Below are 15,134 nucleotides of genomic sequence, written 5' to 3' on the forward strand. Positions count from 1 at the left end.
GTGTCATGATTTCTTAAGTAACCAGGTTGAGCCAAAATAAGGTATTGCTTCTTTATGACGGCCCTTGGTTTGCCTGTTTTTCAGGACGCTAAGCACTTCTCCAGCTTCAGAAGTAGTGCTAGCGGCGCAGATGATAGCTGCCCTGCACGAAATATAAAATGCGTTTGCCCTGGGAATCATTTTGTAAACGGTGGATATTTCACTTTTTTTGTTTCTTTAATTATTCGAAAAATTTAATTTATGAAAAATCCCAAGACGCTCAGTGCCGTAGCCGCATTTCACCAAACCTTCAAACATCCCATTTTAGAAAAACCTGCCATTCCCAATGAAAAGCGGTCCAAGCTTAGGGTTTCTTTGATCGCAGAGGAACTAAAAGAGTTGGAAGAAGCGATCAAAGATGAAAATATCGTAGAGGTGGCAGATGCTTTGTGTGACATACAATATGTATTGGCCGGCGCCGTGTTGGAGTTTGGGTTGGCGGATAAGTTCAAGGAGCTGTTTGACGAAGTGCAGCGCTCGAATATGAGCAAGGCCTGTAAGTCTGTCGAAGAGGCTGAAGCCACTGTTTCACATTACCAAAAACAGGGAGTGGATTCCTATTATGAAAAAGAAGGTGACCTCTATTTGGTATTCAGGCAGGAAGATAACAAAACCCTTAAGTCTGTAAACTATTCCCCTGCCGACCTTAAAGGGGTTCTTTCCAAATAGGTAACGTGCCATTCCCAAAATCTATTTATGAACCACTAACACCATTTGATGATGACCTGTCTTTCCAAATCCCTTTACGCCTTAGCTTGTACTGTAATGATCTCCTTTGGCAGCCATGGCCAGGAGCGGGCCAGGGATTATGGCTTTACGTTTGGCGTGATGTCGCCGGGAAAGTGGAATGCCATTACCGATGTGGATGGTGTGAAAGTAGGCCATCGGACGCTAATCAAAGATGAAGGTGTCCGTACTGGGGTCACAGCCATTTTGCCACATGGTGGAAATGTTTTTCAGGAAAAAGTCCCGGGAGCAGTGTATGTGGGCAACGGCTTTGGGAAGTTGGCAGGAACCACCCAGGTAGAAGAGCTAGGGAATATCGAAACGCCTATTATTCTGACAAATACGCTTAGTGTGGCGGCAGGAATTGAGGGGGCCATTGATTATACATTCCTGAATCCCGAAAATGCCAATGTCCGATCTGTCAATGCCCTGGTGGGAGAGACCAACGACGGGTATCTCAACGATATCCGTGGCATGCATGTGAAGCCAACCGATGTCGTAACTGCCATCCAGTCTGCCCAATCTGGAACTGTAGAAGAAGGAAATGTAGGTGCCGGGACCGGTACGGTTTGCTTTGGCTTTAAGGGTGGAATAGGCACTGCTTCCAGAAAGCTCCCTGCTGATATGGGAGGCTACACCATAGGCGTGCTCGTACAGACCAACTTTGGAGGAGTCCTGCAGATTGATGGACTTCCCGTAGGTAAGGAACTCGGTCAGTATGCTTTTAAGAATCAGCTGGAATCGGCTGACGGATCATGCATGATCGTCGTAGCCACCGATGCACCGGTACACGCCCGAAACTTAAAGCGCATTGCAAAAAGGGCGATTATGGGGCTGGCTAAAACAGGCGGAATTGCCTCTAATGGTTCAGGGGATTATGTGGTGGCTTTTTCAACGGCAAAGGACCTACGGATTCCTTATGATAGCCATGGAGCAGAACGACTGACGATGGAAGTGGTTAACAATGACTATATGAGCGGGCTTTTTTTGGCTACCATAGAAGCTACCGAAGAGGCCATTATCAACTCCCTGTTTGCTGCAGAAACCATGAAGGGCTACCAAGGTCATGAGGTCAAAGCACTTTCCCACGACCGTGTTTTGGAGATAAAGCGTAGCAAAGGTTTTTAATTTGACGTGACGCTATTTTTGAGCCCTGGTGAAAAAACATGTTTATAAGGAATACCTGGCCCCTATGAGCTTTACTGGACTGATTTAGAATTTTTAACAAGTCTAAAATTTGAAATAGAAAAAAACCATTATATATTTACTTTGTAATTCAAAGTACTTTCTATGGATCAGCAAAAATACATGGACGATTTGCGGGAAATCCGTGAAATGATGAACAAGTCCTCTAAGTTTATTTCCCTTAGCGGTATGTCAGGCATTGCCGCAGGGATCATAGCATTGATAGGGGCGTTTGTGGCCTATCGGCTCGTCTATTCCCAGTGGTCGTACGATACAGGTGTTGACGAAATGTCCATGCTTTTTCGTTTGATGTGGATAGGAGGGTTGACCTTGGTGGGCGCTATTGCAGCTGGCGTTTTGTTTACCAGAAATACAGCGAGGAAAAATAAACAAAAGCTTTGGGATCACCCGTCCAAACGTCTGCTGGTCAACCTGGCCATTCCGATAGTTTCAGGAGGTATTTTCTGTGTGATTCTTTTGCTTAAGGGAAATTTGGAGTGGATCGCCCCCTTAACGTTGGTGTTTTATGGATTGGCACTGATCAATGCCAGTAAATATACCCTGGGCGCAATTCGCAGTTTGGGTTGCGCAGAAATAGTGTTAGGTTTGCTGGCTGCCTGTTTTACAGGATATGGGATTTGGTTTTGGGCCGTTGGTTTTGGAGTGCTCCATATTGTTTACGGATTGGTCATGCAATTAAAATATAAGTTGTGAAAGAGCTCTTAAAGGATCTTAATAAAGCCTTTGAAAATAAAATCAGGTTGGGGATAATGTCTGCTTTGGTGGTCAATGATCACCTGGACTTTATGGCATTAAAGGACCTTTTGGGGGTGACTGATGGGAATTTGGCAAGTCACTTGAAAAACTTGGAGAAGCATAAATATATCCGGTTCAAAAAAGAATTTCTCGACCGTAAGCCGAATACCAAGTATGCAGCCACACCGGAAGGGATCAAGGCGTTTGAGAAGCATATCAAGGCAATTGAACAATTATTGAAATAAAAAAAATTTACTTATTTACTTTGAAGTACAAAGTACTTTTAAAAACAGATAATTATGAAAAATGAAAACACGTATTTGGAAAAATTAGGTGCTTGGATCAGTAATTCCGTCAGTCTAAAATTATTGGTCATCACCATTTTGGTTTTACTGTTGTTGATTCCATCGTCGATGATCATGGATTTAATCTCCGAGCGCGAAGCGCTCAATGAGCAAACCAAGGCTGAAGTGAGCTCAAAATGGGCCAATAGCCAGCAAGTGAACGGTCCGGTGCTGACCGTTCCACTGCTATATGAATATCATGATAGGGAGGAGGTCAGAGAAGAAATAAAGTACCTCTACTTACTCCCCGATCAGCTGTTGGTAGATGGGAAAATCACTCCCGAGACCCTTCGTCGGGGGATTTATGAAGTAGTGGTGTATAAATCCCATTTGGTGATAGCAGGAGACTTCCAGCTTCAAGAGGATTTTAATCGGAATAACCTCAAGGAAATCCAATATGACAAAGCCTTTCTGACCATCGGAATATCCGACCTCAGGGGAATTAAGGAGGAGCTGGTCGTAAATTGGGGCGGTGAGAAGCTGCAAGTGAAGCCTGGATCTAAGATTCCAGCGTTGATCCATCAGGGGATCTCGGTGGATTTGCCTAACCTGGACTTGATGAAAGGTCAGAGGATTCCTTTTTCATTTGCATTGAATTTGCAGGGGAGCCGTAGCATGACATTTGTTCCCGTGGGTGGGACGACCGAAATACGGTTGACGTCACCCTGGTCTTCACCTAGCTTTAGTGGTAATTTTCTACCTGATCAGCGTGAAGTTACCAACCATGGATTTACCGCCAATTGGAAAGTACTGCAGTTGAACCGGAATTTTCCGCAGTTTTGGGTGGATGAATCCCAAGGAGGAAACCTTCAAGCAGCGGCATTTGGTGTGGATTTGATATTTCCTGTGGACAATTACCAAAAGTCAATGCGTTCTGCCAAGTACGCGGTGATGACCATTGTCGTTACTTTTCTGGTTTTCTTTTTGGTAGAAGTGCTCAATAAACGGAAGATTCACCCCTTCCAATACGCTTTGGTCGGCTTAGGACTTTGTTTGTTCTATGTATTGCTAGTATCCATCACGGAGCATTTGGATTTCAATACGGCCTATGCCCTTGCCACTTTGGGCGTTGTGTCCATGATCGTACTGTATTCGCTGGCCGTTTTCAAAAAGAAAATGCTGAGTTTGCTCTTATTGGTAGCGTTAGCGGGGGCTTTTGGGTTTTTATATGTGACCTTACAGTTAACTGATTATGCCCTGCTGATGGGAAGTATTGGCCTGACAGTGATGTTGGCCATGACCATGTATTTTACACGGAATATTAATTGGTATCAATTGAGCATCGGAAAGCAAGAAGATAAGTGATTGTGTTAAGCTAACTATGTACCTGCCCTTTTTTGGCAAAAAAGGATCATTTACTTGCCGAAAAAACGGGGCAGGTATTGGTTTTTATGGCTGTGCATACTGAAAAAATGATGGTGAGCATACTTTTTTGGGAAATCACCAAGTGGAGGCAGCAGGCAGTGATAATGGCGGTATTTTGGAGAAACATATCGGCCACCGTTCCAAGAGATTTAGTGCCATCAAAATCGTATATTAGGGCTTTTCGTGTAAATTAATTTTTTATCCTACAAGGAATCAATAATTTAATGCGTTCAAATCAAGTAATACCCTATAGGAAATATGAATAGACGCGAAGCAATGAAGGGCGTGGGCCTGCTATTTGGCAGTGCCCTATCGGTATCTACCCTTGCTGTATTCCAGCAGGGCTGTACCCGCTCAAAAAATGCCGTGGCTGGTGTTTTCAGTGATGAAGATGCCGGGTTGATGGCAGAAATTGGGGATATCATCATCCCTGAAACATCCGACTCCCCAGGTGCCAAAGCCGTTGGAATCGGAACATTTATGGTGAAAATGCTTGAAGACTGTTATTCCCAGGAAGACCGGGAAAAAGTTTCCGAAGCATTGGATTATTTTGAAAGGAAGAGGGATTTTTCATCATCACCGGCGGCTGAACAGGTCGCTGCAGTAAGTGAGCTGGACAGTCAGGTCTATGCCAAGGAAAGTAAACTTGATGAGAGCTTGTCCGGAGGCTATAAAATCATCAAAGAGTTGACTCTTTTTGGATACTTTAGTTCGGAGGCAGGTGCCACTCAGGCGCTGCGTTACGAACTGGTGCCGGGCCATTATGATGGCTGTGTCGATCTGAAGCCCGGAGACAAAGCCTGGGCATAACCTAAAATAATCCTTCCCATGAATTTAAATATCAAAGCAACAAAAGAAAATACCTACGATGCGATCGTGGTGGGCTCCGGCATCAGTGGAGGCTGGGCAGCAAAAGAACTATGTGAAAAGGGACTAAAAACCTTGGTGCTGGAACGCGGCAAGAATGTGGAACACATAAAGGGCTACCCCACCACAAACCTGAACCCTTGGGAACTCGATCACCGCGGATGGTCGACCAATGAAAGCAAGGAGAAGCATCCCATCCAAAGCCGATGCTATGCCTTTGGTGAAGATACCCAGCAATTTTGGGTAAATGACCTCGAAAATCCCTACAATGAAGTCAAACCATTCAATTGGCTCAGAGGCTACCATGTAGGCGGCCGCTCACTGATGTGGGGAAGACAGTGCTACAGGCTGAGCGATATTGATTTTGAAGCAAATGCCAAAGATGGCCATGGGGTGGACTGGCCGGTAAGGTATAAGGACTTGGCACCATGGTACACGTATGTGGAGAAATTTGCAGGGATATCTGGCCAAGCGGAGGGACTCCCCCAGTTACCTGACAGCCACTTTTTGCCAGCGATGGAAATGAACTGCGTGGAAAAGCACGTTGCCGCACGGGTAAAAGAAAAGTTTGACGACCGGATCATCACCATTGGCAGGGCCGCACATGCTACGGAGGCCATCAATGGTCGAGGACCATGTCAATATCGGAACCTCTGTGCCAGAGGCTGTCCTTTTGGTGGGTATTTTAGCAGTAACTCAGCTACACTTCCCGCCGCCATGCAGACAGGGAATATGACTTTGCGTCCTTATTCTATCGTGACTGAAGTCCTGTACGACAAGGAAAGTGGCAAAGCAAAAGGCGTCCGTATCATGGATGCCGAGACCAAAGAATATACGGAGTATTATGCGAAGATTGTTTTTCTGAATGCTTCGACCTTGGGCTCTGCATATATCTTGCTGAATTCAGTTTCTGACGCATTCCCTAATGGCTTGGGAAATGGTAGCGAGCAAGTAGGACATAACCTGATGGACCATCACTTTGGCGTGGGTGCTTCAGGAACCATCGAAGGCTTTGGGGATAAATATTATTATGGGCGCAGGCCAAATGGCATCTATGTGCCTCGTTTTAGAAACATCAGTGAAGCCACCAAACGGGAAGATTATGTGCGTGGTTTTGGCTATCAGGGAGGTGCTGGACGTGGTCGCGGCCAAGGCGGCCCAGCAGGAGTAGGTGCTGACTTTAAGCTCTCCAAAACCCAGCCTAGTGAAGATTGGAGCTTTGGGATCGGCTCTTGGGGTGAGCATTTGCCGTATTATGAAAATAAGGTAAGCCTTAATCATGAGAAGCTGGACGCCTATGGACTGCCAACGTTGGACATTGATTGCGAATTTAAGGAGAATGAAAAGGCCATGCGAAAAGACATGCGGCAAAGTGCTGTTGAGATACTGGAAGCAGTAGGTGCCAAGAATATCAGCTCCTATGACAGTGCCCCGCCTCCGGGACATTGTATTCACGAAATGGGTACTGTAAGGATGGGACGGGACCCCAAGACTTCCGTACTCAATGGTTACAATCAAATGCACGAAGTCCCCAATGTGTTTGTCACGGATGGCTCTTTTATGGCCTCCTCAGCCTGTCAAAATCCATCACTTACCTACATGGCTTTTACGGCGCGGGCATGTGATCATGCCGTAAAGGAGCTTAAGAAGCAGAACCTGTAAATAGCTTTTCTTATTTGTCATGGATAAATAGGCAGGGGATGCCTTGTGCTTTTTATCCATGGCATTTTATTTAATGTAAAATTGACCTTATACCCCATGACCCTTTCACCTGCGAAAGTCCTATCGGTTGCAATGACCATATTCCTGAGTGTATTTGGAAGCTGTGTGGCGCAAGTAAATGATGTTCCGGCCATCGTGCTATCTTCGATTAGGGGAGAGCACAGTAAGGCAGATACAGTGGCTTTTCGGCTTGGTGAGCAGGCTTTGGATAAGGTAGAAGTGACCTTTTTAGGCGATCAAGCAGAACTTTTTTCAACAAATAAAATAGCATCCATAGATGATAAATTGGTCGTGTCTGTGCAGTTTAAACCAAGCATGGAATTCATTGGTCTTGCTGAGGTGGTCATGGAAATATCACAGGACGGTGAAGTATTGGTCAGTAGGCCAGTTCGTGGCTTGAGCACAAAAGCCTTGGAAGGCGAAAATGAACCTCCTTTGTCCTTGGTGGTTCAGGCACTTGGCTGGAAACTGGATCTAGGATGGACTGGACTGGCCCACCATACCACGGCCGATCTGCAAGGTGATGAATTGTCGGTAAAGTATTTTAGAAAAGCGGAAGGTGCTGAAACTGTGGAGATGATACCGGTAGCACGATATAGCCCACCATTTGAGCTTCCCTTTGGGTATTATAAATCCGGCATTGAGCCCCCCGTATTGAAGCAGGTAGGCGTGCTGGCAAATAGTGCCAGCTATCCTGAACACCAAACCCTGTACCCATCCCTCGAGGAAGGGAAGACTTCATTTGATCCGGGTAAATTGTCTTTTGGCTTTTATACCACCAGCCCGAGCCATGTGGCCTATTCAGAAGACCGTTGGAATCATTTGCTTCATCCAGACCATGCTGTTCATGCCTGTAGGGTGTATGCGGTTAAGGATAATAATGGAAAAGTTCTTCCAGAACAATACTTGGTATGTTTTGAAGAAGCTGCCAATGGGGATTATCAGGACTATGTCTTTTTGGTGAAATACGTGGTTGCAGAATAGTGGTTGGTACTAAGTGAACTATTGTGGGTAAATTTTTAGTTTAAGACCCTGCTTATTCTGGGTTAAATTTGGGTTCTATATGATTTAGTGTGGGTAAGTATTAGGATAGATTGTTAAATTTTAGTGAAATGGCTCCTTTAACCTTTGTCACTTTTTTGCTACAGGTCAAAAAAGTGACCAAAAAAAACCGCCGCATTTCATCTATTGGGCTAAAATCAAACCCCGCCCACATGCAGGCAAACTCCTCGTGTTTAGCTTGCAACAACCATTTTTTCCACCATTTCGTCAAACAAGCCTGCCCTTTTTCCGCCCGCTTGTTTAATTTCTTCATGCCCAATAGCTGCTAGGCGGATGATGTCCTTGGGGCTATTTTATTAGGTAATGATTAATCATCAGGATTTTAATAAAATAATACCCACTGTAATCCATATAGAGATTAAATTTGTCCTATTGGCCTAGTTTGGCAATTTCATATTTTTATCTTTGCAGCTTCATGCACAAGTAACATGCTTTTTGACAGATGATTCTTTTAGTTTTTACCTAATAATTGTTAAAATTACTTAAATATTAAACAATTGTTTAACCTTTTTAATTAAACGTTTGTTTAACTACTATAACAAAACAACTTTGCATCATGGAACTCAATGAAAAAAAGGTGAAGATCATGGAAGTAGCCGAAAAGCTCTTTGCAAAAAATGGTTTTTCGGGGACTTCCGTCAGGGAGATCGCAAAGAAAGCAGATGTGAATATCGCGATGATTTCCTATTACTTTGAGAGCAAAGAAAAATTGCTGGAAGCAATATTTCATTATAAAGGGGACTACCTGAAAGTTATGGTAGAAAATTTACTCCAAAAGGATTCCTTTACCCGTTGGCAAAAGCTGGATTGGTTGGTGGATGAATATGTGGACAGATTTTTGGAAAACCAATACCTGCACCGGATTATCTTACGAGAAAGCGGCTTGCACAGCAAGGGAAGCCTGAGGGAGTTTATAGATAAACAACGCTATGGCCATTATAAAATGGTAAAAGAGTTTATCGAAAAAGGGCAAAAAGATGGCGAGTTTAAAGAAGGATGTGATTTATTGATGCTTTATTCATTGCTGCCGGGAACCACCAAGCACTTGCTTTTTCATGAATCCTTTATGAGGCATGTGATCAAGGGGGAGACAGGAAAGGATATTGATTTGGATGATCTAAAGGTCAGGACTCAGTCGTTTCTGAAAATGACCTTGCGCGTACTCCTTCAGAAGGATTAAATAGCTGTCATCCGTGAGGATAGTGCTGTTTGCCCAGTTTATTCTGTGGTCTCCCGGCTTTGGTAGTGCTTTCAATAGCGGGATCAGGTGATCACCTGATATTATCCCAAACAGAATGTAAAGTTCCAAAAGAACGACCACTGTCGCTATAAATTTGCCCTGTAAAAAAGTACCAACTACATAGCTGGTGCTTTTTTTATGGTATTTCGACGTGTTAAGAAGTAGTGAAAATTACATGTTTAAGTGTATTTTATATAAGGTTTCAACAGCATAAATTTGGAGTAAATGAATTATTATCGTGTACAACCTTTTTTTCGAAATGAAAACATTGAAGAAACTACTTCTCTTTACCATTGTGCTACAGGTGGTTAGTTGTAGCATGGTCAGGGATGAAGATGGATCCGACCCATCTGATCCCGAAAATCAAACAGAAAATGAAATCCCAAGCAGTCTTCACTTTGCCTTTAAAACAGAAGATTGGGAACGGCAGATAGACTGTACGCATCTGGATTTGGATGCTACCAATAGTGAGCTGCTGATGGCCACTTCCCAGTCCACGGGGTCCAAGTTTTATTTTGTAGTACCTGCCAGCAGTCATCAGATGGCTTTGGCAGATAGCGTGGGAAAATACCCCGTGGGGACGGATGGATATTTTTCTATGGCGCAGATTTTACCCGTGAGCCAAGGCAGTGAGAAAAGGTTAAAATCTGAAATAGGCTTTGATGAAGAAGGCTCTTTTAACGAAATCATGTCTATCACGCTGGATAGCTCTGAAGAAGCATTTGATTATTATAAAGTAAAGGGCCAATATCACATGAAAATGGTCGGAATAGAGGATGAATCTTTGAAGAGGACCTGTTCTGGCACTTATCACTTCAAAATTAAAACGGCCAAAGATTAAATTTTTGCGATTGATTTGATTTTCACCCCTGTCTGCTGGTTTAGGACAGGGGATTTTTATTGCAACCCTTATCTTTTATTCGCTGAAAGGATTCTGTTTTTGCCTTGGAGGTCTTGGTGTACTTTTATATTGTGATAGCCTAGATCGGTGACCAATTCTTCCATTTCAGAAGCCAGCGCCTCGTTGATTTCAAAGTACAATTTCCCACCGGATTTCAAGGCACCCAGGCCTTTTTTGGCGATGGTACGGTAAAAAACCAGCGGATCAGCGTCCGAAACAAACAACGCAAGTGAAGGCTCATGCTCCAGGACATTTTTATGCATTTGGGCTTTTTCCAGTTCACGGACGTAGGGCGGATTGCTCACGAGGATTTCCAAATCACCGACTGGAATATTTTCGCCTAGGATATCGGTTTGTAAAAAAGACACTTTTGCACCATGTATGCCTGCATTTTCATTTGCTGTTCGTAAAGCACTTTCACTGATGTCGATGGCTGAAACCACGGGTTCGGCCATTTCCAGATAAAGCGTAATGGGAATACAGCCGCTCCCCGTTCCGATGTCCAAAATGCGCACTCCTGGCTGAGGGTTCTCCTTGATGATCAGGTGGACCAGTTCCTCGGTTTCATTTCGGGGGATGAGCACGGAGGGATTTACCTTAAACTCCCTGCCATAAAATGGGGCTTCACCAAGGATATACTGAATGGGTTTACCGGCCTGAAGTTCTTCCAAGGCAGTATGAAGTGCCTTTGGGATTCCTTGGAGCTCCTTATCACGAATAATATCTCCTCTGCTGACCTGAAGGAAATGTTCCAACATCCAAAAGGCTAGCGACTGTGCTTCCGTTTCTGGATAACTATTTTTTAGTCGGTTTACAATATTTTGGTAGAGGTTCCTTGAACTGTTCATATCGGATGAGTGAAGAAATTCCCTGGTTTCGTAATTGGTTTGACATTAAGAAAATAATTCCAACAAAGATTCTTTGGTCAGCGCACTCAATATGCTGCCGCCTTCACCGATAATGTCCTTGGACAGTTTCATTTTGGCTGCTTGGAGTTGGAGGATTTTTTCTTCCACTGTGTTTTTACAGACCATCCGGTAGGCAAAAACATTGTTCTTTTGTCCCATGCGGTAGCACCTGTCGATGGCCTGGTTTTCGGTGGCGGGATTCCACCAGGGATCGACTATATAGACATAATCTGCCGCAGTGAGGTTTAGCCCCGTTCCACCAGCTTTTAGGCTGATCAGGAATACCCTGTTTTCTTGGTTTTCCTGAAAGGCCTTTACTCTACTTTCCCGCTCCTTCAGGCTAGTCTTGCCATCCAAATAGGTGAAAGTGACATTTTCCTCCTTCAACCTCTCCGTAATCAGTTCCAACATTTTAACAAATTGGCTGAAAATCAATATTTTATGTTTGCCAGTTTTTTCCAAGATATGCTCCAGTAGCAGGTTGATTTTGGCTGATTCCTGAATGGGCTCTCCGTTCTTCACCAATGCAGTGGCATCGCAGATTTGGCGAAGCCTGGTCAGCCCTTCCAATACATAGAAGTTGGTGTTTTCATCAGCGTCATCTTCCAGTTTTCCCTTTAGGAAGTCGCGGTATTCATTCCTGTGGGCATCGTAGAGCTTGCGTTGGACAGTTCCCATTTCACAGTAGAGGTACTCCTCTGTTTTTTCGGGTAATTCCGTGAGGACTTCTTCTTTGGTACGCCTGAGGATAAATGGAGCCACTTTTTTGCGTAGTTCTGTAGCCAGACTGTCTTGGTCAGCTTTTTTAAGTGGGTTGGCATAGTCCCGCTTGAATGCAGCAAAGGTGGTGAAGAACCCGGGATTTACGAAGTTCATCTGGGCAAATAGTTCCGTGATGTTGTTTTCTATGGGCGTGCCGGAAAGGGCCACTTTTAGTGGGGAGGTAAGCTGGATCAGGGAGCGGTGCCTTCTGGATGAGACATTTTTAATGGCTTGTGACTCATCTGCCACGATCAGCTGAAAGTTGATGTTTTTCAATAGATCAATGTCATTGATCACTACACCGTAGCTGGTGAGGATCACGTCGTGCTTCTTAAACTCCGCAGGGTCGTCGTACCGCTGGCCATGGTGGATGAAGTAATCCAAGTGCGGTGCGAATTTGTCCAGCTCGTTTTTCCAGTTGAACAATAGGGTCGTGGGCGCCACTACCAAGACTGGTGCGGATTTTTTATCTTCTTTGATTTGGCAGATAAGAGCGATGAGCTGTAGGGTTTTGCCTAATCCCATGTCATCTGCCAAGATGCCTCCCCAACCGTAATCTTTTAGGAAATTCAGCCAGTTGAGCCCTTCTTGCTGGTAATGCCTGAGTTGGGCCTTTAGCTCCTTGGAAGGGGTGCTGTTTTCAATTTGCTTAAAAGATGACAGCCTTTCTTTTTTTTCTGCAATTTCTTTTAGTACGGCTTTGTGCTGTTTAGGGTCTGCCAGTTCATCCACTAATGAAAAGTGGGTTTTGGCCACTCTTAGGGTTTCTTTGTCCTGTAAGGAAGAACGGAAGAGCATGGCGAATTTTTTCATCCACTTTTCGGGAAGGATACCGATGGTGCCGTCTCCCAGCTCAATATAGTTTTGGCCCGATTCCACCGCTTTTTTGAGGTCCTTGAGCTTTACCTTGTTGTTCCCAAAAGCCACTTCCACATTGGCTTCAAACCAATCCGGCTTAGTGCCCAGGTCAAAGTCCACTTGGGCGGTATGAGGCGAAAATTTAAAGCCCTTGAGCTGATCCATTCCAAATACCCTGATGCCGCATTCCTTTAGTTTTTCGAATGCTTCGAGGAACCAGTAATTATTCATAAACTGGTCAAAACTCAAGTAAAAGAAACCTTGTGAACCCTTATGCGTAAATGCCGGATGCATCTCACGGATGTGCTGTACCAGTTGGTCTTCTTGTTCTGTATCCTGTAAATAGACCTTGTTATTTTCCGGATCGATGAGCGTGCCTTTTTCCAAAGGATAGGAGAGCACTCCTTCCTTGTACTGAATGGCGGGCCTAAAAAGGACAAAATTCCCCATTTCAGAAATATACAGGTGCCGTTGTAGGTGTTCAGTGGTTTCATCCATTTCCATTAACCCATCTTGATAGTTGATCTTGAAGTCTTTTGCCAGCCGTTGGATAAGCCCTTGTTCCATTGCTGGCTTTTCTTTTTCGGTAAAGCGGATGAGTGAATTAGACAGAAAATACAATAAAGCCTTGTGTTCTTTTGGAGTGGAAAAATAAGCCATTTTTTCCTGACCAATAAGGACAAACAAATCATAGATAATACATCGCTCATCCAGTTCATTGACATAGAACCGCTCGTTTTCTATTAAAATAAATGGCCGTAAAAGGTAGGTGTGTTCTTCACGGGAAAGCTCAAATTCGAAGCTTGCCGCCAATGGAGTGATCTTTTGCAGGTCTTTCGGCCTAGGTTTGTAATGGTGATAATGGCCTGTTGGCGTTAACTGGTATAAGGGCAAAGACTCACCAATGGTCAAAATAGAGAGGAATTTTTCATGGAGTGTGAAGAGTGAAGTGTCCTGGTTTCTTTCAGTCAATAGCTTGTTAAAGCTCGTCAATCGGGGAAAAAGCTCTTTGATATCCTCAGTAGCAGGTAAGGATTCATCCTCCGGATCACGTATCCAATCCAGTTTGGTATTTAAATCATTGGGGGCGCGTTTGGTCCCTTTTCCTTTGATGAGATTAATAGTGGCTAACTTTTTAGAATAATCATTTGTGATCAAGACAATTCCAGCATTGTATTCTACAGTATCTTTTGGGCTGATATCCAGCAACTGTTCACCTGCCCCCCAGCTGTGAAGTGTCGAAAACAGCTCCTTGTCTATGGACTCAATGAACAGATCGGTCTTAAATATGCCTTCTAATGGCCCCTTTGGGTAGGCATAGAGGGTCTCTCCTGATAGCTTGATTTCAAAGTAATCTTCAAATTTCCCGGTTATTCCTTTCAGTCCATGGTCTGCCAAAAAGGCCTTCATCATCTTGGACCTGGCAGCGGGAATCGCATAGTTTAGTTCAGTGGGGTATTGTTGTATCCGTTCATAAAACCATAAAAAGGCATTTTTGATCAAAATATCCCTTTGATAATTACATGACAATACGATCTTATCCTTCTTAATATCAACGGAGAGCTCGTAGAGATGGGAATAATCGGACAAATGGTAAACGAAATGATTGGGGGTGATCGCTATATTTTCCAATCTGCACTCCCACCCGCTATAGTCGCCAATAAATTCCAGGTTTTTCAGCAATACGCTGGGGTCATTTTTATCCAGACCAACCTCCATAGGGTTCATGGGGTTCAAGGCTTTTTCTTTTGTCTTTTTGGGAATGCGGATAGTACGATTCTTATGATCCAAAAGATATAGCAAAGCCGCTGCAGTATGCTTACATTCTAAATTTTCCTCGAAGTAGATACAATCGCAAGATGCTATGTCTCCTTCCCAAAAATCCATCTGCGCTTCTGCTCCATCAAGGGTGACTTCAACTTCATAAAAAGGCTGGGCATTCCCTTCTACCAAAAAGTTGAATGCTCGATAATAGGCGTTCACATTGTTCAGTTCGCAAGCGCCATTTTGAAAAAGCTGTTTTCCTCTTTGGAGAATAGTTGGGGAAAAATAGTCCAGTTCTATTCTTATACAGGTGATTTCCTCAGTTGTTAACTTCATGTGATTCTTGTAAAGAAATTAGCTTTTTAGCAGCTGCAAAATAAGTTGAAATAATGAACATGAAAAGAAGCGACAAATCAATTAATGGGAACGTTTCCTGATTTTCAATACCTCATCAAGAATGCGCTTTGTAATTAGTCGTTTCATGTCAAACCGGAAACCCCTATGAGAAGTTTAGTAGTTACCTGAGCTCGACTTAATTTTAGTATAAAAAGCGTCATACGAACCCTTTTAAGGAGGATGTGGGTTGGAAAAGGGTGTGGCAACTCGCCGCGGCGAGCTGCCACGGCTTCCACCCG

Annotated in this window: 12 protein-coding genes; 10 read left to right on the forward strand and 2 right to left on the reverse strand. The window is 43.9% G+C overall.

The window, feature by feature from the left end:
• Positions 1-240: 240 nt before the first annotated feature.
• The 10 genes from FDP09_RS06420 (at position 241) to FDP09_RS06465 (ending at position 10,147) form a co-directional block, all read left to right on the forward strand.
• Positions 241-708 carry a pyrophosphohydrolase domain-containing protein gene (locus FDP09_RS06420; RefSeq protein ID WP_137401869.1) on the forward strand — a complete coding sequence of 156 codons (468 nt, stop codon included), beginning with the start codon at positions 241-243 and terminating at the stop codon, positions 706-708.
• A gap of 51 nt (positions 709-759) precedes the next feature.
• Complete coding sequence (locus FDP09_RS06425) at positions 760-1,893, forward strand: P1 family peptidase (protein ID WP_137404955.1); 1,134 nt, start codon at positions 760-762, stop codon at positions 1,891-1,893.
• Between the two features lie 162 nt (positions 1,894-2,055).
• Positions 2,056-2,664, forward strand: a complete 609-nt coding sequence (locus FDP09_RS06430; protein ID WP_137401870.1) for a hypothetical protein — start codon at positions 2,056-2,058, stop codon at positions 2,662-2,664.
• Complete coding sequence (locus FDP09_RS06435; RefSeq protein ID WP_137401871.1) at positions 2,661-2,951, forward strand: winged helix-turn-helix domain-containing protein; 291 nt, start codon at positions 2,661-2,663, stop codon at positions 2,949-2,951. The genes FDP09_RS06430 and FDP09_RS06435 overlap by 4 nt, the downstream gene beginning before the upstream one ends.
• Positions 2,952-3,005: 54 nt before the next feature.
• Positions 3,006-4,355, forward strand: coding sequence for a cell envelope integrity protein CreD (gene creD / locus FDP09_RS06440; protein ID WP_137401872.1), 1,350 nt, complete (start codon positions 3,006-3,008; stop codon positions 4,353-4,355).
• Positions 4,356-4,673: 318 nt separating this feature from the next.
• Positions 4,674-5,225, forward strand: a complete 552-nt coding sequence (locus tag FDP09_RS06445; RefSeq protein WP_137401873.1) for a gluconate 2-dehydrogenase subunit 3 family protein — start codon at positions 4,674-4,676, stop codon at positions 5,223-5,225.
• An 18-nt stretch (positions 5,226-5,243) separates the two neighbouring features.
• Complete coding sequence (locus FDP09_RS06450) at positions 5,244-6,944, forward strand: GMC oxidoreductase (protein WP_137401874.1); 1,701 nt, start codon at positions 5,244-5,246, stop codon at positions 6,942-6,944.
• Between the two features lie 96 nt (positions 6,945-7,040).
• Positions 7,041-7,988 (forward strand): hypothetical protein, encoded by a 948-nt coding sequence (locus FDP09_RS06455; RefSeq protein ID WP_137401875.1) that lies wholly within the window; start codon positions 7,041-7,043, stop codon positions 7,986-7,988.
• Positions 7,989-8,622: 634 nt separating this feature from the next.
• Entirely contained in the window at positions 8,623-9,246 is a 624-nt protein-coding gene (locus FDP09_RS06460) for a TetR family transcriptional regulator (protein ID WP_137401876.1), read from the forward strand.
• A 319-nt stretch (positions 9,247-9,565) separates the two neighbouring features.
• Positions 9,566-10,147 carry a hypothetical protein gene (locus tag FDP09_RS06465; RefSeq protein WP_137401877.1) on the forward strand — a complete coding sequence of 194 codons (582 nt, stop codon included), beginning with the start codon at positions 9,566-9,568 and terminating at the stop codon, positions 10,145-10,147.
• Between the two features lie 68 nt (positions 10,148-10,215).
• On the opposite strand, the gene prmC is transcribed toward FDP09_RS06465, so the two are convergent.
• Together prmC and FDP09_RS06475 are read right to left on the reverse strand one after the other, a co-directional pair.
• The gene (gene prmC, locus FDP09_RS06470) at positions 10,216-11,055 is read right to left on the reverse strand and encodes a peptide chain release factor N(5)-glutamine methyltransferase (RefSeq protein WP_137401878.1); all 840 of its coding nucleotides are present in this window, start codon (positions 11,053-11,055) and stop codon (positions 10,216-10,218) included.
• Between the two features lie 45 nt (positions 11,056-11,100).
• Positions 11,101-14,835 (reverse strand): DEAD/DEAH box helicase, encoded by a 3,735-nt coding sequence (locus FDP09_RS06475; RefSeq protein WP_137401879.1) that lies wholly within the window; start codon positions 14,833-14,835, stop codon positions 11,101-11,103.
• Positions 14,836-15,134 lie beyond the last annotated feature (299 nt).

The sequence above is a fragment of the Echinicola rosea genome (assembly GCF_005281475.1).
Classification (GTDB): Bacteria; Bacteroidota; Bacteroidia; order Cytophagales; family Cyclobacteriaceae; genus Echinicola; species Echinicola rosea.

Coding starts and splice junctions, on each gene's coding strand:
- FDP09_RS06465 (WP_137401877.1), top strand. CDS start 9,566: ATGAAAACATTGAAGAAACTACTTCTCTTTACCATTGTGCTACAGGTG.
- FDP09_RS06475 (WP_137401879.1), bottom strand. CDS start 14,835: ATGAAGTTAACAACTGAGGAAATCACCTGTATAAGAATAGAACTGGAC.
- FDP09_RS06450 (WP_137401874.1), top strand. CDS start 5,244: ATGAATTTAAATATCAAAGCAACAAAAGAAAATACCTACGATGCGATC.
- creD (WP_137401872.1), top strand. CDS start 3,006: ATGAAAAATGAAAACACGTATTTGGAAAAATTAGGTGCTTGGATCAGT.
- FDP09_RS06420 (WP_137401869.1), top strand. CDS start 241: ATGAAAAATCCCAAGACGCTCAGTGCCGTAGCCGCATTTCACCAAACC.
- FDP09_RS06455 (WP_137401875.1), top strand. CDS start 7,041: ATGACCCTTTCACCTGCGAAAGTCCTATCGGTTGCAATGACCATATTC.
- FDP09_RS06430 (WP_137401870.1), top strand. CDS start 2,056: ATGGATCAGCAAAAATACATGGACGATTTGCGGGAAATCCGTGAAATG.
- FDP09_RS06445 (WP_137401873.1), top strand. CDS start 4,674: ATGAATAGACGCGAAGCAATGAAGGGCGTGGGCCTGCTATTTGGCAGT.
- FDP09_RS06425 (WP_137404955.1), top strand. CDS start 760: ATGACCTGTCTTTCCAAATCCCTTTACGCCTTAGCTTGTACTGTAATG.
- FDP09_RS06460 (WP_137401876.1), top strand. CDS start 8,623: ATGGAACTCAATGAAAAAAAGGTGAAGATCATGGAAGTAGCCGAAAAG.
- prmC (WP_137401878.1), bottom strand. CDS start 11,055: ATGAACAGTTCAAGGAACCTCTACCAAAATATTGTAAACCGACTAAAA.